Origin of the sequence: Mediterraneibacter torques (assembly GCF_044591705.1) — a bacterium.
In the GTDB taxonomy this organism is placed as follows: domain Bacteria; phylum Bacillota; class Clostridia; order Lachnospirales; family Lachnospiraceae; genus Mediterraneibacter; species Mediterraneibacter torques.
Genome location: NZ_CP172594.1, coordinates 2,849,804 through 2,871,585 on the forward strand (window position 1 = coordinate 2,849,804; position 21,782 = coordinate 2,871,585).

At 44.2% G+C, this 21,782-nt stretch carries 18 protein-coding genes, 3 tRNA genes and 3 rRNA genes; 4 read left to right on the forward strand and 20 right to left on the reverse strand.

The window, feature by feature from the left end:
• Positions 1-53: 53 nt before the first annotated feature.
• The 15 genes from ACH9UM_RS13175 to ACH9UM_RS13245 all read right to left on the reverse strand — a co-directional run bounded on the left by ACH9UM_RS13175 (position 54) and on the right by ACH9UM_RS13245 (position 13,882).
• Positions 54-3,034 (reverse strand): 23S ribosomal RNA (locus ACH9UM_RS13175).
• Positions 3,035-3,254: 220 nt separating this feature from the next.
• Positions 3,255-3,327 (reverse strand) — tRNA-Ala (locus tag ACH9UM_RS13180).
• A gap of 37 nt (positions 3,328-3,364) precedes the next feature.
• Positions 3,365-3,438, reverse strand: a tRNA-Ile gene (locus ACH9UM_RS13185).
• 6 nt (positions 3,439-3,444) lie between these two features.
• A 5S ribosomal RNA gene (gene rrf / locus ACH9UM_RS13190) occupies positions 3,445-3,562 on the reverse strand.
• A 66-nt stretch (positions 3,563-3,628) separates the two neighbouring features.
• Positions 3,629-5,159 (reverse strand): 16S ribosomal RNA (locus ACH9UM_RS13195).
• Together the 16S, 23S and 5S rRNA genes with 3 tRNA genes alongside form the textbook arrangement of a ribosomal RNA operon.
• 445 nt (positions 5,160-5,604) lie before the next feature.
• Positions 5,605-5,692, reverse strand: a tRNA-Ser gene (locus tag ACH9UM_RS13200).
• Positions 5,693-5,834: 142 nt separating this feature from the next.
• Positions 5,835-6,560 carry a 1-acyl-sn-glycerol-3-phosphate acyltransferase gene (locus ACH9UM_RS13205; protein WP_004847218.1) on the reverse strand — a complete coding sequence of 242 codons (726 nt, stop codon included), beginning with the start codon at positions 6,558-6,560 and terminating at the stop codon, positions 5,835-5,837.
• The gene (locus ACH9UM_RS13210) at positions 6,557-7,108 is read right to left on the reverse strand and encodes a Fe-S-containing hydro-lyase (RefSeq protein WP_400091555.1); all 552 of its coding nucleotides are present in this window, start codon (positions 7,106-7,108) and stop codon (positions 6,557-6,559) included. Before ACH9UM_RS13210 ends, ACH9UM_RS13205 begins: the two co-directional genes overlap by 4 nt.
• Before the next feature lie 55 nt (positions 7,109-7,163).
• Positions 7,164-8,009: a fumarate hydratase gene (locus ACH9UM_RS13215; protein WP_004847222.1), complete on the reverse strand. Its 846-nt coding sequence runs from the start codon at positions 8,007-8,009 to the stop codon at positions 7,164-7,166.
• Entirely contained in the window at positions 8,006-8,494 is a 489-nt protein-coding gene (locus ACH9UM_RS13220) for a dCMP deaminase family protein (RefSeq protein ID WP_044929531.1), read from the reverse strand. Before ACH9UM_RS13220 ends, ACH9UM_RS13215 begins: the two co-directional genes overlap by 4 nt.
• Before the next feature lie 43 nt (positions 8,495-8,537).
• Positions 8,538-9,170, reverse strand: coding sequence for a uracil phosphoribosyltransferase (gene upp / locus ACH9UM_RS13225; protein WP_004847226.1), 633 nt, complete (start codon positions 9,168-9,170; stop codon positions 8,538-8,540).
• A complete protein-coding gene (locus ACH9UM_RS13230) occupies positions 9,170-10,693 on the reverse strand; it encodes an L-threonylcarbamoyladenylate synthase (protein WP_004847227.1) in 1,524 nt (507 codons plus the stop codon). Before ACH9UM_RS13230 ends, upp begins: the two co-directional genes overlap by 1 nt.
• A 20-nt stretch (positions 10,694-10,713) precedes the next feature.
• Positions 10,714-11,475, reverse strand: a complete 762-nt coding sequence (locus ACH9UM_RS13235) for an N-acetylmuramoyl-L-alanine amidase (protein WP_009320448.1) — start codon at positions 11,473-11,475, stop codon at positions 10,714-10,716.
• Between the two features lie 88 nt (positions 11,476-11,563).
• Positions 11,564-13,522, reverse strand: coding sequence for a glycosyl hydrolase family 18 protein (locus tag ACH9UM_RS13240; protein WP_009243007.1), 1,959 nt, complete (start codon positions 13,520-13,522; stop codon positions 11,564-11,566).
• Positions 13,523-13,648: 126 nt separating this feature from the next.
• The gene (locus ACH9UM_RS13245; RefSeq protein WP_330360053.1) at positions 13,649-13,882 is read right to left on the reverse strand and encodes a hypothetical protein; all 234 of its coding nucleotides are present in this window, start codon (positions 13,880-13,882) and stop codon (positions 13,649-13,651) included.
• A gap of 378 nt (positions 13,883-14,260) precedes the next feature.
• Between ACH9UM_RS13245 and ACH9UM_RS13250 the strand changes: the two genes are divergently transcribed.
• On the forward strand, positions 14,261-14,980 hold the full coding sequence (locus tag ACH9UM_RS13250; protein ID WP_004847238.1) for an adaptor protein MecA: 720 nt from the start codon (positions 14,261-14,263) through the stop codon (positions 14,978-14,980).
• A gap of 90 nt (positions 14,981-15,070) precedes the next feature.
• Here ACH9UM_RS13250 and ACH9UM_RS13255 read toward each other — a convergent pair whose 3' ends face one another.
• Together ACH9UM_RS13255 and ACH9UM_RS13260 are read right to left on the reverse strand one after the other, a co-directional pair.
• The gene (locus ACH9UM_RS13255; protein WP_004847239.1) at positions 15,071-15,280 is read right to left on the reverse strand and encodes a DUF1858 domain-containing protein; all 210 of its coding nucleotides are present in this window, start codon (positions 15,278-15,280) and stop codon (positions 15,071-15,073) included.
• Between the two features lie 567 nt (positions 15,281-15,847).
• Complete coding sequence (locus ACH9UM_RS13260) at positions 15,848-16,993, reverse strand: NlpC/P60 family protein (protein ID WP_004847241.1); 1,146 nt, start codon at positions 16,991-16,993, stop codon at positions 15,848-15,850.
• A 382-nt stretch (positions 16,994-17,375) separates the two neighbouring features.
• Between ACH9UM_RS13260 and ACH9UM_RS13265 the strand changes: the two genes are divergently transcribed.
• The 3 genes from ACH9UM_RS13265 to ACH9UM_RS13275 all read left to right on the forward strand — a co-directional run bounded on the left by ACH9UM_RS13265 (position 17,376) and on the right by ACH9UM_RS13275 (position 19,464).
• Positions 17,376-17,771, forward strand: a complete 396-nt coding sequence (locus tag ACH9UM_RS13265; protein WP_009243005.1) for a transcriptional repressor — start codon at positions 17,376-17,378, stop codon at positions 17,769-17,771.
• Between the two features lie 40 nt (positions 17,772-17,811).
• Complete coding sequence (locus ACH9UM_RS13270) at positions 17,812-18,354, forward strand: NADH peroxidase (RefSeq protein WP_004847244.1); 543 nt, start codon at positions 17,812-17,814, stop codon at positions 18,352-18,354.
• A 210-nt stretch (positions 18,355-18,564) separates the two neighbouring features.
• Entirely contained in the window at positions 18,565-19,464 is a 900-nt protein-coding gene (locus tag ACH9UM_RS13275; RefSeq protein WP_004847246.1) for an ROK family protein, read from the forward strand.
• Positions 19,465-19,549: 85 nt separating this feature from the next.
• Here the strand turns inward: ACH9UM_RS13275 and ACH9UM_RS13280 are convergent, their stop codons facing one another.
• The 3 genes from ACH9UM_RS13280 to ACH9UM_RS13290 form a co-directional block, all read right to left on the reverse strand.
• A complete protein-coding gene (locus ACH9UM_RS13280) occupies positions 19,550-19,798 on the reverse strand; it encodes a GIY-YIG nuclease family protein (RefSeq protein ID WP_004847248.1) in 249 nt (82 codons plus the stop codon).
• A gap of 81 nt (positions 19,799-19,879) precedes the next feature.
• Entirely contained in the window at positions 19,880-20,620 is a 741-nt protein-coding gene (locus ACH9UM_RS13285) for a M23 family metallopeptidase (RefSeq protein ID WP_009243004.1), read from the reverse strand.
• 98 nt (positions 20,621-20,718) lie between these two features.
• Positions 20,719-21,759 (reverse strand): SpoIID/LytB domain-containing protein, encoded by a 1,041-nt coding sequence (locus ACH9UM_RS13290; RefSeq protein ID WP_129795051.1) that lies wholly within the window; start codon positions 21,757-21,759, stop codon positions 20,719-20,721.
• Positions 21,760-21,782: the final 23 nt, after the last annotated feature.

The window sequence follows — 21,782 nt, forward strand, 5'->3', positions numbered from 1 at the left end:
ACCCTGAAAACTACATACAAAGAATCTTTTTTCATCCATTGCCTATCTCCGCTTTGGTTATGCCCTCGACCTATTAGTAACAGTCAGCTCCATGTGTTACCACACTTCCACCTCTGCCCTATCTACCTCGTCGTCTTCAAGGGGTCTTACTAACTTGACGTTATGGGATATCTCATCTTGAGGGGGGCTTCACGCTTAGATGCCTTCAGCGTTTATCCCTTCCCGGCTTGGCTACTCTGCTATGCACTTGGTAATACAACAGATACACCAGCGGCCAGTCCACCCCGGTTAGTCTCGTACTAAGGGCAGCTCCTCTCAAATATCCTACGCCCACGCCGGATAGGGGCCGAACTGTCTCACGACGTTCTGAACCCAGCTCGCGTACCGCTTTAATGGGCGAACAGCCCAACCCTTGGGGCCGACTACAGCCCCAGGATGCGATGAGCCGACATCGAGGTGCCAAACCACTCCGTCGATGTGAACTCTTGGGAGTGATAAGCCTGTTATCCCCAGGGTAGCTTTTATCCGTTGAGCGATGGCAATCCCACTTTATACCACCGGATCACTAAGTCCTACTTTCGTACCTGCTCCACCCGTCGGTGTCGCAGTCAAGCTCCCTTCTGCCTTTGCACTCTTCGAATGGTTTCCAACCATTCTGAGGGAACCTTTGAGCGCCTCCGATACCCTTTCGGAGGCGACCGCCCCAGTCAAACTCCCCACCTGACATTGTCCCCCAGCCGGATCACGGCTGCTGGTTAGAAACCCAATACTGCAAGGGTGGTATCCCAACATTGACTCCATGGCAACTGGCGTCACCACTTCCTAGTCTCCCACCTATCCTGTACATGCAATATCGAATCCCAGTATCAAGCTAGAGTAAAGCTCCATGGGGTCTTTCCGTCCTGGCGCAGGTAACCAGCATCTTCACTGGTATTTCAATTTCACCGGGTGCATTGTTGAGACAGTGCCCAAATCATTACGCCTTTCGTGCGGGTCGGAACTTACCCGACAAGGAATTTCGCTACCTTAGGACCGTTATAGTTACGGCCGCCGTTTACTGGGGCTTAAGTTCAAAGCTTCGCTTGCGCTAACCTCTCCCCTTAACCTTCCAGCACCGGGCAGGCGTCAGCCCATATACCTCACCTTTCGGTTTCGCATAGACCTGTGTTTTTGCTAAACAGTTGCTTGGGCCAATTCTCTGCGGCCATTCGCATGGCACTCCTTCTCCCGAAGTTACGGAGTCATTTTGCCGAGTTCCTTAACAATGCTTCTCCCGTCGGCCTTAGGATTCTCTCCTCATCCACCTGTGTCGGTTTACGGTACGGGTATCCTGTAAACAATAGCGGCTTTTCTTGGCAGCCAGCTCACACACTTCTCTACTTCTTTTCGATCCGCATCACGTCTTCGGATTGCACACCGGATTTGCCTGATGTACTCCTACCTCGCTTGCACCGGTCTTTCCATTCCCGGCTTGTGCTCTCTGTCTGCGTCCCCACAGTTCTGTTACAGGATAGTACAGGAATTTCAACCTGTTATCCATCGACTACGTCTTTCGACCTCGCCTTAGGCCCCGACTTACCCAGGGCAGATCAGCTTTACCCTGGAAACCTTAGATATTCGGCCAAGAGGATTCTCACCTCTTTCTCGCTACTCATTCCGGCATTCTCTCTTCTTAAAAATCCACTGCTCCTTTCGGTACAGCTTCGTCTCTTTAAGAATGCTCCTCTACCGATGAACAGTGATCAACGCAGACCAACAGCAGTCTGTTTCATCTGTTTTGGAATCTTCTTGATTTCATCAAGAAGCTTTCCTCTTGCATTGATCTGTATTGATCACTGTTCATCCCTGAGCTTCGGCAGTGTGTTTCAGCCCCGGACATTTTCGGCGCACCTCTCGACTAGTGAGCTATTACGCACTCTTTTAATGGATGGCTGCTTCTAAGCCAACATCCTAGTTGTCTTCGAAATCCCACATCCTTTTCCACTTAACACACATTTTGGGGCCTTAGCTGCAGGTCTGGGCTCTTTCCCTTTCGACTACCCAACTTATCTCGGATAGTCTGACTCCCATACATCATCTACACGGCATTCGGAGTTTGATATCCCTTGGTAAGCTTTGACGCCCCCGTAGGAATTCAGTGCTCTACCTCCGCAAGACTTGTATGAGGCTAGCCCTAAAGCTATTTCGAGGAGAACCAGCTATCTCCGGGTTCGATTGGAATTTCTCCCCTATCCACACCTCATCCCCACCCTTTTCAACGGATGTGGGTTGGGTCCTCCATTGCCTTTTACGGCAACTTCAACCTGGACATGGATAGATCACCCGGTTTCGGGTCTACTCCGACTGACTTTCGCCCTGTTCAGACTTGGTTTCCCTTCGGCTCCGCACCTTCAGTGCTTAACCTCGCCAGCCAGCGTAACTCGCCGGACCGTTCTACAAAAAGTACGCGGTTCATCATATAAAGATGTTCCACAGCTTGTAAACATATGGTTTCAGGTTCTTTTTCACTCCCCTCCCGGGTTTTCACCTTTCCTTCACAGTACTATGCGCTATCGGTCACTAAGGAGTATTTAGCCTTACGGGGTGGTCCCCGCATATTCAGTCAAGGTTCCACGTGTCTCGACCTACTCTGGATACCGCCATGTCAACTCGCCTTTCGCTTACGGGACTTTCACCCTCTTTGGTCAGCTTTCCCAAAACTGTTCTGCTAAACTTGTTGAATCAATTCCGCGGTCCGAACCCCGGGATGCACGCATCCCGGTTTGGGCTCTTCCGTTTTCGCTCGCCGCTACTCACAGAATCACATGTTGTTTTCTCTTCCTCCGGCTACTTAGATGTTTCAGTTCACCGGGTTCCCTTCCTGACGTTATGGATTGGCGTCAGGATAACTGAGGTTTGCTCAGTTAGGTTTCCCCATTCAGAAATCTCCGGATCGATGGGTATTTGCCCCTCCCCGAAGCTTTTCGCAGCTTATCACGTCTTTCATCGGCTCTTAGTGCCAAGGCATCCACCATACGCTCTTATCAGCATAACCAAACGATAGTTGTTCACGGGAATGAACTTCTATCCACACATGTATAGCGTTACATGTGTTGGTTCTAGGCCAATTTATTTTTAGTTTGTTTTCTTCAAACTTTATAGTAATTGTTAAATAACATTACCTCGGATGTCTTGATTAGATATTTTATCTTATCATTGATTTTCTCTGTATGCAGTTTTCAAGGTACACATTTTGACTTCTTCAAGAAGTCAAGTGGAGAATACGAGAGTCGAACTCGTGACCTCCTGCTTGCAAGGCAGGCGCTCTCCCAACTGAGCTAATCCCCCATATTAAATTATTTTTTCATATTATCCTTAATGGATATGGGCTTAAGTGGACTCGAACCACCGACCTCACGCTTATCAGGCGTGCGCTCTAACCAGCTGAGCTATAAGCCCATTTTAATTTGGCGGCCACCTACTCTCCCACACCGTCTCCAGTGCAGTACCATCGGCCGTTCAGGTCTTAACCATCGTGTTCGGGATGGGAACGGGTGTTACCCCTGAACGCATCGCCACCAAAAAGTTTTGTCATCCTTGATGACTAAACAATAGACAACGACTCACTCTACTTATATTTCTTCCTTAGAAAGGAGGTGATCCAGCCGCACCTTCCGATACGGCTACCTTGTTACGACTTCACCCCAGTTATCGGTCCCGCCTTCGGCAGCTCCCTCCTTACGGTTGGGTCACTGACTTCGGGCGTTACTGACTCCCATGGTGTGACGGGCGGTGTGTACAAGACCCGGGAACGTATTCACCGCGACATTCTGATTCGCGATTACTAGCGATTCCAGCTTCATGTAGTCGAGTTGCAGACTACAATCCGAACTGAGACGTTATTTTTGGGATTTGCTCCACCTCGCGGTCTCGCTTCCCTTTGTTTACGCCATTGTAGCACGTGTGTAGCCCTGCTCATAAGGGGCATGATGATTTGACGTCATCCCCACCTTCCTCCGGGTTATCCCCGGCAGTCTCTCTAGAGTGCCCGGCCTGGCCGCTGGCTACTAAAGATAGGGGTTGCGCTCGTTGCGGGACTTAACCCAACATCTCACGACACGAGCTGACGACAACCATGCACCACCTGTCTCCGCTGCCCCGAAGGGAAGGACGCATTACCGTCCGGTCAGCGGGATGTCAAGAGCAGGTAAGGTTCTTCGCGTTGCTTCGAATTAAACCACATGCTCCACCGCTTGTGCGGGGCCCCGTCAATTCCTTTGAGTTTCATTCTTGCGAACGTACTCCCCAGGTGGACTACTTATTGCGTTTGCTGCGGCACCGAATGGCTTTGCCACCCGACACCTAGTAGTCATCGTTTACGGCGTGGACTACCAGGGTATCTAATCCTGTTTGCTCCCCACGCTTTCGAGCCTCAACGTCAGTTACTGTCCAGTAAGCCGCCTTCGCCACTGGTGTTCCTCCTAATATCTACGCATTTCACCGCTACACTAGGAATTCCACTTACCTCTCCAGCACTCTAGATGAACAGTTTCCAATGCAGTCCCGGGGTTGAGCCCCGGGTTTTCACATCAGACTTGCCCATCCGTCTACGCTCCCTTTACACCCAGTAAATCCGGATAACGCTTGCACCATACGTATTACCGCGGCTGCTGGCACGTATTTAGCCGGTGCTTCTTAGTCAGGTACCGTCATTTTCTTCCCTGCTGATAGAGCTTTACATACCGAAATACTTCTTCGCTCACGCGGCGTCGCTGCATCAGGGTTTCCCCCATTGTGCAATATTCCCCACTGCTGCCTCCCGTAGGAGTTTGGGCCGTGTCTCAGTCCCAATGTGGCCGGTCACCCTCTCAGGTCGGCTACTGATCGTCGCCTTGGTAAGCCGTTACCTTACCAACCAGCTAATCAGACGCGGGTCCATCTCATACCACCGGAGTTTTTACCCCCGCACCATGCGGTGCTGTGGTCTTATGCGGTATTAGCAGTCATTTCTAACTGTTATCCCCCTGTATGAGGCAGGTTACCCACGCGTTACTCACCCGTCCGCCGCTCAGTCACAATCCTCTTCATCCGAAGAATCTAAGCAAAGTGCTTCGCTCGACTTGCATGTGTTAGGCACGCCGCCAGCGTTCATCCTGAGCCAGGATCAAACTCTCGTTAAAAGTGTTTGTCTTGGTCAAGAATCACTACTAGCAATTCTTTCCCTCTTTACTGTTTTGGTTTGTTTTCAAACCGTTCTTAAAAATTTTTCTCTTTAAAGAAATTTTCAAGGGTTGTTGTCTATTGTTCAGTTATCAAGGTTCTTTCTTTGTTCTGTCTCAAGCGACAGCTTTTATATTTTATCAAAAGCTTTATCGTTTGTCAAGAACTTTTTTAACTTTTTTCATTTTCTTTTTTGTGGAGCTTTCTCTCAACGAGTCAGCTCATCTATAATACCATTTTGTTTCATCTTTGTCAACTGTTTTTTACAATTTTTTCAAACTTTTTCGACTTGTTTTTTTCAAGCCTCCAGGTATTATATTACGTGTTTTCTCACCCGCTTATGCAGAATACCATAAAGCGTACAAAGCTTCCTTCAATCTGAAAACTTTTTGAGATAACACTTAACGGAGAAAGAGGGATTTGAACCCTCGCGCCGGTTTCCCGACCTACACCCTTAGCAGGGGCGCCTCTTCAGCCTCTTGAGTATTTCTCCTGATTCTGAATCCGACTGTTTACACAGCTTTTTTTCAATTCTTGCTTGATAATGCGAAATTTATTATACTAAACGTTCTATATAATGTCAACCATTAATTTAGTTTTTTTTAACCTTTTTCCGCCCTTTTTCAGCAACTGTTTTAGTAAACGGCTAGTTCCGTCTTTTCCTCTATCGTTTTCCTAATTCTTTCCTGAACTATCGCTGCGATTTCCGTCGTTTTCATATCTTTGTATTCATCATAATAAAGCGGAGGCAAAAAACAAACCTGAACCGTCACTTTACTGATAGACTTCGTATCAAACGGTTTAAACGAATCAATCAGCGCCACCGGAACGATTGGACAACGTGCCTTTGTTGCCGCTTTAAAACTTCCACCTTTAAATGTTCCGATTTTATTTCCGTTTCTCGAACGAGTTCCTTCCGGGAAAATAATATAATTTCTTCCCGCCTTCACTTCTTTTGCTACATTCATAATGACCTGCATTGCCTGCCGCACATCTTCTCTGTCAATCATATATGCTTTTGTACAAGCAAACACCTGCTTTAAAAACTGAATATTTGCAACTTCTTTTTTTGCAACAACCGAGATCGGAACCGGACACACATCCATAATAGCCAAAACATCATACATTCCCTGATGATTCGGGAAAAACATAAATCCATTTTCTTTCGGTATGTTATCCAGCCCTTCAGCCGCTATTGTCACATTTCCGCCTTTGTTTGCTCTGCGGACAATAAACTTCAGCATCTTATAATGCTCTTCCTCCGTATACTTATCTACGTGATGCGCATGATAACAAAGCTTGCACCACATAAACGGAACAAGAATTATATTTCGGAGCACCATCATCAATATTCTTTTCATATTTTCCGATACTCCTTTACCGCTGTTTCATAAAGATTATTTCCCTTAGAGTCAATCACCACTATCACCGGAAGATTTACTACTGTAAGTTTTCTAATCGCTTCTGTACCAAGATCTTCATAAGCAACAATTTCCGATGATGTAATACATTTTGACAGCAGCGCGCCCGCGCCGCCTACAGCTGCAAAATAAACCGCTTTATTGCGAACAACAGCATCGATCACTTCTTGACTTCTTTTTCCCTTTCCAATCATTGCCCCCATTCCGAGATCCAATAATTCGGGAGTATATTTATCCATACGGCTTGCCGTTGTCGGACCTGCCGATCCGATCGGGCGTCCTTCCCGTACCGGAGACGGTCCCATGTAATATATCGCCTGCCCTTCTATATTAATAGGTAAGTCTTCTCCCTCACGAAGCGTTTCGTACATCCGCTTATGCGCAGCATCACGCGCTGTATATATCGTGCCTGTAATATATACATAATCTCCTGCCCTTAGTTCTTCTGCCGTCTCTCTGCCGACAGGCGCTGAAATATGTCGATCCATTTCTGTTTCCTTTCACTTCTGCCTTTTTCCACTGCTGCTATCTTATCCGCTGTTTTTACAAAACACAGACTGTATGCCTGTTCACATGGCAGCATATATTCACCGCAACCGGAAGTCCCGCAATATGAGTCGGATATGTGTTGACATTTACTGCCAAAGCCGTCACCGTGCCACCCAATCCGCCCGGTCCGATGCCAAGACAGTTGATCTTCTCCAACATTTCTTCTTCGAGTTTTCTCACATATGGAATATCCGAATGTTTTCCCACTTCTCGCGTAAGCGCTTTCTTCGCCATTAAGGCGCATTTTTCAAATGTTCCTCCGATTCCGACCCCAACTACCAACGGCGGGCAAGCATTTGGTCCCGCGTCTTTGACAGCTGTAAGAATCGCATTTTTTACTCCTTCAAGTCCTTCCGCCGGTTTCAGCATAAACACACGGCTCATATTCTCACTTCCGAAACCTTTCGGAGCTACCGTGATCTTCACTCGATCACCTTCCACGATCCGCGTATGAATAACCGCAGGAGTATTATCTTTTGTGTTTTCCCGCAAAATAGGGTCTCCTACGACTGACTTTCTCAAAAAACCTTCCGTATAGCCCCGGCGCACCCCTTCGTTTACCGCATCTTCGAAACTTCCGCCTTCAAAATGCACATCTTGTCCTACCTCAAGAAACACAACTGCCATTCCTGTATCCTGGCAGATCGGTATCATATCCGAAGCGGCAATTTCAAGATTATCCTGAAGCTGTGCCAGAATTTGTTTTCCAAGCACGGACTCCTCTTTTTCCTCTGCTTTTCGCATCGCTTTCACCATATCCGAAGAAAGCGAGTAATTTGCCTCTATGCACATCTTTTTTATTGTTTCCGTAATTATCTCTGTCTGTACTGTCCGTATCATAATTCAATCTCAATCTTTCTGTTTGTACGATGATATTGATGGTATCTGACTCCCGCCGCATCCATCATTCTTTTCGACGCAATAACGCTCGGAGTATCGGCATATTTATCACAATCATAGATTACTTCTTTAATCCCCGCCTGTATGATCGCTTTTGCACATTCATTGCAGGGAAAGAGCGAAACATAGAGCTTCGCTCCGGCCAAACTTCCTCCGCTGTAATTTAAAATTGCATTCAACTCGCTATGTGTCGAATATACATATTTTGTCTCAAGCGGGTCTTCGCCGTCTCTTACCCACGGAAATTCATCATCCGAACACCCTAACGGAAATCCATTATATCCCATAGAGAGGATTTTATTATCCTGACTGACAATACAACAGCCAACCTGCGTATTCGGGTCTTTTGATCGCATCCCCGAAAGCATGGCTACTCCCATAAAATACTCATCCCACGTCAAATAATCTGTTCTCTTCCCCGACATCAACTCCGCTCCTTTCATCTCTGTTCTGTTCTCTGTAAGCTTTTTATTTTGTTCCGAAAATACGATCTCCGGCATCGCCAAGTCCCGGAACAATATAGCCATGATCATTGAGCTTCTCATCAAGCGCCCCTATATAAATGTCTACATCCGGATGCGCTTCCTGCATCTTCTTAACTCCTTCCGGCGCTGCAAGGATACAAAGGAAACGGATATGTTTTACGCCTTTTTCTTTCAGCATTCTGATCGCCGCCACACTGGAACCTCCCGTAGCCAGCATAGGATCAACTACAAACACTTCTCTCTCTTCACAATCTGCCGGAAGTTTACAATAATATTCTACCGGTTCTAATGTCTCCGGATCTCTGTAAAGACCGATATGTCCGACCTTCGCCGCCGGAATCAGAGATAACATTCCGTCTACCATTCCGATTCCCGCACGAAGGATCGGTACGATAGCCAGTTTTTTGCCTGAAAGCATTTTCCCTGTCATCTCCATAAGAGGTGTTTTGATCTGAACATCACTCATTTTCAGATCTCTCGTCGCCTCGTAGCACATCAACTGTGCAATTTCCCCGATCACCTCACGAAATTCTTTTGTTCCTACGTTTTCCTGTCTTACATAATTGATCTTATGTGTGATCAAGGGGTGATCCATCACAATTACTTTTCCTGTCATTATTCTTCCTCCGCAATGTAATTTAATTTTTCTGCAAGTTCTTTTATTAATTCACGCAATATCTCATAGCATTCTCCGTAAGCTGTCAAAGGTTTCCCATATGGATTCGGGATTTCTCCGTCGCTTCCCACGAATTCATTCAACGTATAAACGTTAGCTTTTGTTCCGTATTCGGACAAGATTTTGTTTTTCTCGGCTTCCTCGATCGTAAGGACAAGAGTATCCTCCACCAGCGTTTCCGGTTCAAGCTGTCTGGAAACATGATTTTCAAGGGTCATCTGGGCGCTCTTCATGATCGCCTCCGCTTTCTGATTCGCCGGTTCGGGAAACAGCACGACCAATCCCCGTGAATCAATCACATATTCCTGCGCCAGATCTTCATGCCTTAACATCTCCGCCGCCATCGGCGCCCGGGCAGAATCCGTACCGCTTATAAATATGATTCTTCGGTACTTCTGCCGTTTTGCGATCTCCGCCGCCGAAAGACGCGTATGCCCCGCCGCTTTTTCCAAACGATTCATAATCGCTTTTCCGATTCCTTGCGCGGCAAAAGATTCACTGTAAATCTCTTCCACATCTTCCTCATCAAATTCTCTGAGCACTCTATAGAGATTTCGAGCGATCGTTTTCTCATTTTCCCGTGTACCAATATTTTTCACTACGCCGTATTTATAAAAAGGAAGTGTCTCTGTCGTAGCAATAACCCCCACTTTTCTTCCTTCTTTATAAGCCTTGTATGCAAGCTGGCGAATCGCAAAAATCTCCTCCCGCAGATCTCCTTCTACAATCATCAGTTTTGCTTTCGGAGCGTAATGTCTGTACTTCATCCCCGGAGCTTTCGGAGCTTTCTCACTCTCCGCCACAAGAAGCGTCTCATCAACATCTACTTTTCCGATCACTTCTTCAAACATTTCCGCAGTAATCGCTCCCGGTCTCAAGATCATAGGCGGCGTCACCGTCATATCAAGTATCGTAGACTCTAGTCCGATCTCAACTGCTCCTCCGTCTAAGATCATATCGATCTTTCCGCCCAAATCTTCCGCAACATGTTCCGCCAACGTCGGACTTGGTCTTCCCGAAGTATTTGCGCTCGGGGCAGAAACGAATCCGCCCGCTGCCCGTATAAGCGCTCTCGCCACTTCATCTGTAGGCATACGAACCGCCACTGTATCAAGACCTCCCGTCGTACCATAAGGAACAACCTCGCTCTTTTCAAAGATCATAGTAAGCGGTCCCGGCCAGAAGTGAGCTGCAAGGGCATCTGTTTCAGCCGGGATATTAACAGCAATCTTCCTCAAATCTTCATATTCTGCAATATGCACGATCAGAGGATTATCCGACGGTCGCCCTTTTGCCGCATACGTCTTCATCGCCGCCTCCTCTTTGAGCGCATCCGCTCCGAGCCCATATACCGTCTCGGTCGGAAAAGCAACCAAACCGCCGTTTTTCAGAATCATTCCCGCTTCTTCTATAATCTCTTCATTTATTTTGTTTTTATCGATCTTTTCTATTTTTGTTTCCATGCCCTATATTATAGCATTATTTATTTCAAAAAAAAACTCTTAATTCCTTTTACTACAGCCTCTGCTATTTTTCCTTGATACGCTTCATCAGAAAGTTTTTCCGCTTCTTTGTGATTACTCAAAAAACCACATTCCACAATTACTGTCGGCACTTCTGTTTTCTTCAATATATAATAAGTATTATTTGCTTTTTCACGCTTTTTATTTTCCGGATCAATTTCCAGAAGTTCATTCTGCAAAATTTCCGCCGCCGCTTTCCCTTCCCCGGACGTCGTATAATAAAACACCTGCGCTCCAAAAACACTTTCTTCATGATAACTGTTTTGATGTATACTTACAGCAAGATCTGCCTTTGATTCATTCATAATGCGAACCCGCTCTTTCAAATCTCCGATCCTGGTTTCCGCAAGCCATCCGTCCTCTTCACGTGTCATGATCACTGCAATCCCTTCCTCTTCAAGAAGCTTTTTCACTTTCTCTGCGATTATTAAGTTCAGCTCTTTCTCAAGCTTCCCGTTGACTCCCGTTTTTCCGCCGTCAGGACCGCCGTGTCCGGCATCCACTACAACCGTTCTCTTCTTATGCGCTTCCCCTTGTTTTTCCCCGCGCTCCTTTTTATCCGATTTCTCATTCTCCTTTTCTTTCATCCCTATAACCGCCCCCGAATTAGTTTCTTCACTTTCCCTAAACGTCTCCTTAAGCCTCACCCCTGCTTTTTGACACAAAACAATGATTGCCACAAGAGAAATAATCGCCATTCCGAAAACTATTTTTTTCCGCATATAAAAACACCCTCCTTTTCCATATAAATATATATGCAAAAAGAGGATGTCCTTTTCAGATATTTTATTTCATGTTTTAGTTCACATTTTAATTTACATATTGCAGGATGAGATCCCACACGCCGGAACCTTCCATTCCAAGACTCCACTCCGCAACACCCGCAAGCTGGTTTTCTTTAATAACTTTCAGCTTCTCTTCCAGCGACTGAGTATCTTCTAACCAAATTTTATAAACGCCTCCGTCGCCTTCCCACTGGGCATAATTCTGCTTCGTCTTATCATCCCATTCCGTCTGTGCCCCCATTGATGAGATAAGTTCTGCCGCATCATCCATTCCATAAGCGGAACTCTTTACTTTATTCGGATAATTTTCGGCTTCCGTTCCCTCATCTGCCGCAAATTCTTCGTCAGTCTTTGGCCGTTCAAACCAAAGCCGGGTATAAAACGGTACTCCTGCGATCAATTTATCCGCCGGTACTGACTTAAGGGCCTCTGATATTCCGTTTTTCAGATACCCGATCGACGCAACCGAACCTGCTTCATACGATCCTTCTGTATGTTCATCATATCCCATAACAACAACATAGTCCGCCACTGCCGCCTGTTCTTCAATGTCATAATGTGCATTATAAGGCTGCGGAACATAATTATCTACAGAAAAAACAAGTCCATTCTGACGGCACTTCACCGAAAGTTCACGCACGAACTGCACATAATGCGGTCCGCACTCATCGGATACAAGTTCAAAATCAAGGTTAATTCCATCCACGTCAGTCTCCAGCGCTTTTGATATAACTTGATTGATCAGTTTTGCCCGCTTCGACGTATAGCTCAGCACTTGATATGTTTCTTCATAAGAATTGATTCCTCCATGAAAATCCCTCAGCACTGCCCATACTTCCAAATTAGACTGATGTGCGTAATTTACATAATCCGCATCTGCAAGCGATGTAATATTACCTTCTGTATCCGCAAGACTGAACCATGTCGGCGCAATCGTATTCAGCCCTTTTGTCGACGCAATCGTTTCCAATATATAACTATTAGCATCGGCGTTAGAAACATTATGCCACGCCATATTGATCGTATAGTTTTCCGAAATATTCGTATATTCCGGTTCTTCATAATCCCGGGATACCAGCTCTTTTTCAACACTGTTGAGCGCATTTGTTTTCACATATCCGATAAACCCGTCTTTTGTAGCCACTTTCATCCAGTCATTCTCATCTTCAAGAACAGTTACCTTATCCGATTTCTTTACTTCTGTCAAAACCGGACTTTTCACACCGCCCTGATAGCGTACCTGCGTATCCCTTTTGATGGAAGCCACTTTCTTCTCTCCCCACTCAGTTGTAATCACTACGCGGGTCGGATCATCATACACTTCGTATTCCATATTCGTGTATTGCTGGATAAACGGAAGGGCAATATATGCAATCTTTCCTTCTGTTTTCAGGATCACATAATCTTCACTCTTTTTCTCTGTTATGTCTGTATATTCTTTACTGCCTACCGCTGCCGAAACACTGCCTCCCGGAAGTGTATAAAGAAGAACGTTCTCATTAGAATCCCAATAAAACCGCTTATTGATCCGATTATGAGCAACAGAATATTCGACATAATACTGCCCGTCATAAACTTTCACCGGATCCGGCGTATTTCCTTCTTCTGCATTCTGAGACTGTTTCACAACCTGATCGTCAATTACAAGCGCAGGATCTGTTTCTGACTCCACTCCATAATATTGTTTCAAATCGGCCTTCTCATTCGTTGAACCGTATCTTTTCCAAATAACAAATCCGCCTATTGCAATTATGATCAACACAAAAAACAGAAACCACCGTATAACGGCATTCCGCCTTCTTCTCCTTGCTCTGCTGCTTTGTCTCGCAGGTCTTCTATTCCGTCCAGGTCCCGCTTCCGACATTCTTTGTCTGCTTTGTCCCGAACGGTTTACCGGTTTCCGGGCATTGTTTTCAGGGCGTCGTCTGCGGGTATCTGATGTCTGACTCCATTCCCGCACATCCCGTTTTTCTCTTTCGTCCATGCCGTACCTCCTACTAGCAATTATACGCGTACATTATATCACACTTTTAACACGCGTCGTTAATAATTTGCCTCTTTCAGCAGATTTTAGACATCTTTTTTCACACAACCTCCACTTTGTCCGGCATTAAGGGGTAATTTCTGCCCGAAAGTGTTCATTAATATCAGTAAATCTAAGAGTTTCTATATTGCCATCCCCACTCATCGTATAATCGCGCATATATGTTCCCGCTTCTTTTACCATATGTGCCGTCACGATCTGAAGCGGACTTGCCTGATATCCGTCAAGCAGCATATCAATCCCACGCTTCTCATACTTTTCCAGCTCCATATATAATTCTGTATATTCCGTTTCATCCATTTTCATCTCCCGCAATACTCCTTTCCATGCAAACCGTGATAAATATAGTTTTCCTGCCCTTTCATTATGTATCGTACGGAGGTTTGTGACATACATCCGGATTTTCAGGCAGGGCAAAAGACAGCCGATACGGAAATAAGAGTTTAAACAGCATTCCCTCCTTTCATTTTATTTACTTATCAGTGAATACTATCTTTTGTAAGTGCCATTATATTGTCCGCATTTTATGTTTTCAATGTGTTTTTTGTTCATAACCGCATGGGATTTGTTGATAAGTCTTTACATCCTTTTCTTTTTTGTTTATACTTATCTTGAGGATATGTATCTATTTTTATTCCCGATGCATATTATCTTATATAGTATAAAGGATGTGATTGTATGAAGATTGAAAAACTTAATGAAAATCAGATTCGTTGTACATTGACACATGCTGATCTGGCAGCGCGCCATCTGAAGCTAAGCGAGCTTGCTTACGGCACAGAAAAGGCTAAATCTTTATTTCGCGACATGATGCAGCAGGCGTCATTCGATTTCGGATTTGAAGCAGAAAATATTCCGCTGATGATAGAGGCAATCCCTTCATCTGCTGATTCTATTGTCCTTATTATAACTAAAGTCGAGGATCCCGAAGAATTAGATACCCGGTTCTCAAAATTCACACCGGCTGACAATTCAGACCCTCTGAATTCCGAGACACTGGAAAAACTCCAGGGGGCAGAGGAGTTTCTCAATCTCCTGAACAAGGTCAAAGAAGCGGCAGCGGCGACATCAGCTCCTGTTGAAGAGCCCCGGCAGACGGATTCGTTCTCGATCCGGTTGTTTTCTTTTTCTTCACTGGACGGAGTAATCGAAGCCGCGAAATTAATTGCTCCCGCTTATCACGGCGCAAATACATTATATAAGGATGAAAGCGCTGAGACATTTATTCTTGCCCTTGCACCGGTGGAAAATAAATTAAATGAATTTAACAAGATCTGCAATATGCTTTCCGAATACGGATCGCCGGAAAAAGCCGACGCTTCCGTGCTTGCATTTCTTGAAGAACATTGCACGATTCTCATATCGGCAGATGCAGTATGTAAATTATCCGCATTATAAACTTGTATGCGGACAACGGATCTCAAAAGAAAAGGGTCGGCGCTTTAACGATCAATCAAATCGCAAAGCGCCGACCCTTTTACGCAATTCTTATTTACCCATTGCCTTTGCAGCAGCATTGATTTTTTCTACAAGAAGTCCACAATCAATTCCATGAACCATTGCCGCTTCCTCTAATGTCTCCATCTGAGACGCCGGGCATCCGAGACAATGCATTCCGATCTCCATGAGAATCGGCGCGCTCTCCGGAAATTGATCAATAAGTTCTCCGATTTTTGTATCTTTTGAAAATTCTGCCATTTTCTCTTCCTCCTTGAATTTATGAGGCTATTATAAGCCTTGTTCTGCAAATTATCAACAGTTTTCCTGATTCACCTTTTTCCGCTAGCACCCTCCGAATTATTCCCTCTGAATTCCCCCTTGCTTTTTTAACCGTATGACTGTTTCTGCATCCTCTTTCTTCTCTGTACACTTCATAAATCTACATCGCATTAAATTGTCAGATATATCCTGCCTTTATTTTTGTTTTTTTGAATACTCAAAAGTCAATAATTTATCCGAGTTTTTTCGACATATTTGCATTTTTATCATAACTCACCAAAACATCCGTTCTTTTTTTATTATAAAGTAATCCACCGAAAACATATGTTTTTATGTGGATAATGTGGATAACTTTGTGGGAAAACCGACTTTTTCCACCTTTTTCGTTGTTTTCAGTGTGGATAAGTTGAAAACTCCACGTTTTTCAATTTCGACATTTTTTTACAAATAAACACAAATTTGTGCATTTTGTCTTTTTATGTCGAAAACGGGAAATCTGTATTTCTCTCATCAAAAATACAAATTCCCCATTTCAAAAAATTTGTGTTACAGAACTCTTCTTACTGCAATAATATCAGTATAGGTAGCGCTGCATATTCCGATTCCATCTGCTTCGTTCATTGCATTCACGATCGTTCCGTCCCCCATATAAAGCCCGACGTGACCGTCATACAAAATCAAGTCTCCGGGAAGAGCTTCCTCGTAACTGACGGCGTATCCTGAATTCACCATATCATATGTCGTCCGTGGAAGACTTACTCCGAAATGTGCATAAACCGACTGTACAAAACCCGAACAATCCGCTCCGTTTGTCAGGCTTGTACCTCCCCAAACATATGGATTTCCGATAAACTGACAAGCATAATCAATAACAGCCTGCCCCGGAGTTCCCGGAGCTTGCGAAGGCGTATTCACTCTCCCCTGCGAAACAGCGCCTACAGGCCGTGTTCCCGGTCTGCCGTCAGCACCGCAAACGACAGATGCTGCCATTTTTTCTTGCGCTTCTTCTTCTGCGATCCGCTTTTCTTCCTCTTCTTTTGTCTCCCCATAAGAATAAGAAGTTTCTGCAATCACGTAGTCGCCTGAGACCCAACCGCTTTTATCTCCTACTTTTACCGGATACCATCCGCCGGTCGCTTCTCCCACAGTCTCATAAACTTCGCCTTTTTTTATCTGTGTCAAAATCTTACTGTCCGTTCCGCAGCCTTCCCGAACATTAAGCACATATGCCGTAACCGTCACTGTATCCTTCTCATACTCCTGTGCACGCGCCTGCGCCTCCTCTCCTGTAAAAAGCGCATCTTCCGGCACATATCCTTCAGCCGAACCCGATCTGATCTTCGTCCAGCCATCCAGATATTCCAGCACCTGAGCCGCCGAATCTTTATAAAGTTTCCCGACCCAGTCGCCGGAATCATCCGGTGCGTTTCTGATATAGGTAAACTCCTTCGTATCAGAAAACGCCATATTCAAATACTCACCCTCTTCTGTTGGTACAAGATAGAGATTAATATTATCTTTTACTTCTGTCTCGTAACATTTCTCCAGTACCGATTCAATCCCCGATGCCTGTATAAATGGCTGCTCGTCTTTCCTTTCGGCCGCCGATACTTCAGACACGCTCCCCGGGATCAGAAACATTCCCGCTGCCGCAAACAGAATGCCTCTCGCTTTTGTGTGTGGTTTCTTCATATAAAACCTCCTCTATATTTCGGTCATTTACCGCATTACATTTATCTTTTGTAGGAAGCTTTAAATGTTACACATTTGTTAAATTTGTTACATTCACATTATATCAACTCGCTATTTGTTTGTCAACTTCTCTTACTGATTTTTCATTGACATCTCTCGACAGCAAGTTTCTATATTATTCTTTTTTCTTCTTCTTTCCATTTGTTTCATTAATTATTTTGTAACATTTTATCGTAAATATTCAATTTTAACAGCCAAAAATAATTTTTTTCAAAATAATGATTGACAAACATCTTTCTTTGTATTATATTCTAATTACAGTAATCGTTACTATTATTTATTAAATAACGGTTCTTAGTTAGTTATGAAAGGGGGATTCCCATTGGCAGCTTTAAAATATAGTAGACAACGAGAATCCATCAAGCATTACCTTATGACAACCAAAGAGCATCCGACCGCCGACACAGTTTATATGCATGTGAAGAAAGAATTTCCGAACATCAGTCTTGGCACGGTTTACAGAAATTTAAATCTGCTGACCGATATCGGCGAAGCCATAAAAATATCTACTCCCGACGGAGGAGATCGATTTGATGGACGGATTGAACCGCATAATCATTTTCTTTGTGAAGAGTGTGGACGGTTACTGGATCTGGATCTGGATATGAAGAGTATCGAAGAAGTCAACTGCCTTGCCGGTAAGAATTTTGACGGAGCGATCACTTCCAGTTCCACTTTGTTTTTCGGTAAATGCGGTGACTGCATTAAAAAGTCATAACAAATAAACAATATTATTTTCAAAAAAGGAGATCAAAATTATGAAAAAATTTGTATGTACAGTATGTGGTTATGTTTTTGAGGGAGAAGCAGCTCCGGCAGAATGTCCGGTTTGCCACGCAGGCGCAGATAAATTCAAAGAGCAGACAGGCGAAAGAGAATGGGCTGCAGAACACGTTATCGGTGTTGCTCAGGGCGTTAGCGAAGACATCCTTGCAGATCTGAGAGCAAACTTTGAAGGCGAATGTACAGAAGTTGGTATGTACCTTGCTATGGCTAGAGTTGCACACAGAGAAGGATATCCGGAAATCGGTCTTTACTGGGAAAAAGCAGCTTGGGAAGAGGCTGAGCACGCTTCTAAATTTGCTGAACTTCTCGGCGAAGTTGTTACAGACAGCACAAAGAAAAACCTTGAGATGCGTGTAGATGCAGAGAACGGCGCTACAGCAGGTAAATTCGACCTTGCAAAACGTGCAAAAGCCGCTAACCTCGATGCAATCCACGATACAGTTCATGAGATGGCAAGAGACGAAGCTCGTCACGGAAAAGCATTTGAAGGACTTCTTAAGAGATACTTCGGCTAATCAAAATCCCGAATATTGAAAGATAGGTTATCAGAAAGATGTCGGCTAAACTGTCGGCATCTTTTTTATCTCCTTTTCTTACATTTTTTTATTTTTGTCTGTTTTTTTGTTTTTCTTTTCTTTCTTTTTTATTTTATATGCATTCTTACCTTGTATCTTTTTTTCTATCTAGTATAATAGAAAGAAAAGGAAAAAAAACGAGGTGCTATCATGAGAAATTTTATTGGTGTTGACTTAGGCGGAACAAACATCCGCGCTGCTATCGTTTCCGAAGACGGAACGATTAAATGTATGAAAAAATCAGAAAGCCACCCGGAACGCGGTGCAGAAGCTGTTATGGAAACTATGATTTCCCTGATTGAAAGTCTTGACGGATATGAAGAATGTGAAGGAATCGGAATGGGTATTCCCGGACCGATCGACACGATCAACGGCAAGATCATCGTTTCTACAAATCTTCCAAAACTGATCGGTTTTCCGATAGCGGAATATATCGAAAATCATTTTCATAAACCGACTTACATGGACAACGACGTTAAAGTTGCCGCTCTCGGAGAAGCTGTTCAGGGAGCCGGAAAAGATTATCCTATCGTTTACTATGTAACAATTTCAACCGGAGTCGGCGGAGCACTTGTAATCGATCAAAAGGTAATCGGCGGTCAGAACGGACACGCAGGCGAGATCGGAAATATCTGTATTGACAGAAACCGTGAAAAATACAATATTTTGAATGTAGGCGCTGTTGAAAACGAAGCGAGCGGAACTGCTGTCACAAGAAAAGGTAAAGCTGTATTCGGAGATAAGATCAATCACGCGGGCGATGTATTTGATCTTGCCCGCTCAGGAGACGAGCAGGCTCTCAAAATTGTAGATGACATGGCATATGATCTTGCAATGATGTTCTGCGCTATCGGACATATTATCGATCCTCATGTATTCGTTGTAGGCGGCGGAGTTATGAAGGGAAAAGATGTATTCTTTGAAAAAATGGAATCTTATTACCGCTCTATGATTCATGTAGGTATGCAGCCGGTTGTATTCAAAGAAGCTCTCCTTGATGAGCCGGGTATCATCGGCGCTGCGATGCTTCCGATGACACATTTAAAGTAAAACTGTTTCCTTCCTTTCAATATAAGCAGTTTGCTACATAAAAGAACTCTTTTTTAAGTTCTTAAAAAGAAAAACTGAGCATGACCTAACTCTTTGAGTTTTCGATCATGCTCAGTTTTTCCTTTCTGCTCAGTCGCTTAATTTCCCACTCCCGCTTCATCGCTTCCTGCTTTGTCGGAAATTCTTCCTTATAAACAAGCACAACCGGACGGCGCGCTTTTGTGTATTTCGCGCCCCGCCCCGCATTGTGATCTTTGATCCGTTTTTCAAGATTGTTTGTCCAGCCCGTATAAAGCGAACCGTCACTGCACTTTACAATATAGGTATAATTCATGTCTTTTATTATTTCTTTTCTTTCGTTTTTCTTTTCTTGTTATATCTTTGGTCATTGCTTCTTTTATTATTACTTCTTTTTCTATTCCATAAAATTCATCGGATCGACCGGCTCTCCGTCTTTAAGCACTTGAAAATACAGATTCGTTCCTTCTACGCTGTAATATTTCGTCGGCTCATTCAAACTGCCGATTGCGCTGCCTGCTGCCACATAATCTCCTGTTTTAACTTGTACATCTTTTAACTGTCCGTACACTGCTGAATATCCGTTTCCCATATCAAGCGTCACCGTAAGTCCCGTCTGCGCCGACTCCTCGATCGCAGTCACAGTTCCTGCCGCAGATGCATTGATCGTTTCTCCTGCTTCCCCGGCTATAATCATCGCAGGATTATATTGATACTGTTCTAATGTCTGGAAAAATACAGTCTCATCCATACTATATCCATTGATCACTGCTCCGCTTGCAGGCCATGTAAGAACGCTTTCTTCTGAAAACCAAAGATTTGACGCGGCGCTTCCCGTCTGCTGAACTCCTTCTTCCGTCCCTGTTGTATCAGACACATCTTCCCTGCTTTCTTGTTCATTTTCATCCGTTTCTTCCACTTCCGGCAGGAGGATTTCATCTGTAGTTGTTTCTTTCGTGTTATCTTCTGTAAACTGTTCCGCCTCTTTTTCAGCTTTCGCCATCTGCTCTTTCATATCTTTTTTGTAGTTTCCGACCGTATATGTTCCAACGACCGCCAGAACTGCCATAAAGCAGACTACAATACCGATGGCTGCTCCTTTGCCTTTTAAAAAGGACATTTTTTCATTTTTATTCATTATCATCACCTCTGGTTATATTTTTGCCGGAAAATGATAACTTTATTCTGTCCTTTCAAAAAAGTTTTTCTCTGACTCTATTGTTGATTATAATTACTTTATTTATTTTTTGCAATAAAGTTCAAATCCTTCTCTGTCTTTGTCCCTTCATAAAAAAACTCCAAAATTTCTTTATATGTTTTTCCGTCTTTTGCCATTTTATTTGCAGTCCAACAACTCAGCCCCATGCCATGTCCGTTTCCCGCCGTTATAATTTTTATTTTCTTCCCGCTTTCCGCAAACGAAAAAGAACTCGACGGAAGCGACAGCGCATCCCGAAATTGATCTCCTGTGCAAATTGTTTCTCCTATCCGAAGCTTTCCCACATATCCCGCCGAATCATGTTCTAAAATTTCAAAATCTTTAAAAGAATATCCTGCCGCAGCTTTTTCTCCGTCTGTCTCTGCCGCCAGAAAATGATGACATTTTTTCTGTATTTGATCATAGGAAAACGTAAATACGCCGACCTGTTCTTCCGATTCTTTATCTGCCGGACATTCTTTCACTTTAATATACGGAAACTCCGAACTTCCGAGCACTTCTTCCGCACTGCGCGACATTCCCGTATTTGACTGATGGAACGGTGTCCATGCATATGTATCATTATAAAATAACACCTCGTTTTCTGTCGATTCTATGGCATTTCTGTATTTTTCATATCGCTTTTTATATTCATCGGCAGGCCATTGATCCTGCATTTCCTTCTGCGACAAATAATCGATCTCCAAAATAACATCTGATACATTTCCGGTTCTGTCCGACTTTTGATTCTCCGTCTCTTCTGCCTGAGTGCTTCTTTGCAGCGCACGGCTGATCTGTGTCCTCACAAGAACCGCCTGCGCCTTCAGTGCCTCCGTCTCTGTATCTGCCGGTACGTCTTTTGCCAACACTCCCGTAAGATACTCATTCCACTCTACTTCTGCAATCCCGTCTGCCTCTTCTTCCTCCGAAGCTTTAACTCTGATGTAAAAATTTTCATTCGTTGTCTCTTCTGGATCTACTCCGTTTACAAACACAGAAACAATGTACGGAAACAATATCAAAATAACAAGGAATGCAGCTGCCGATTTGAATTTTTGTTCTATCGTATATCTTTTCATCAAAAAACAGCCCTCCATATTTC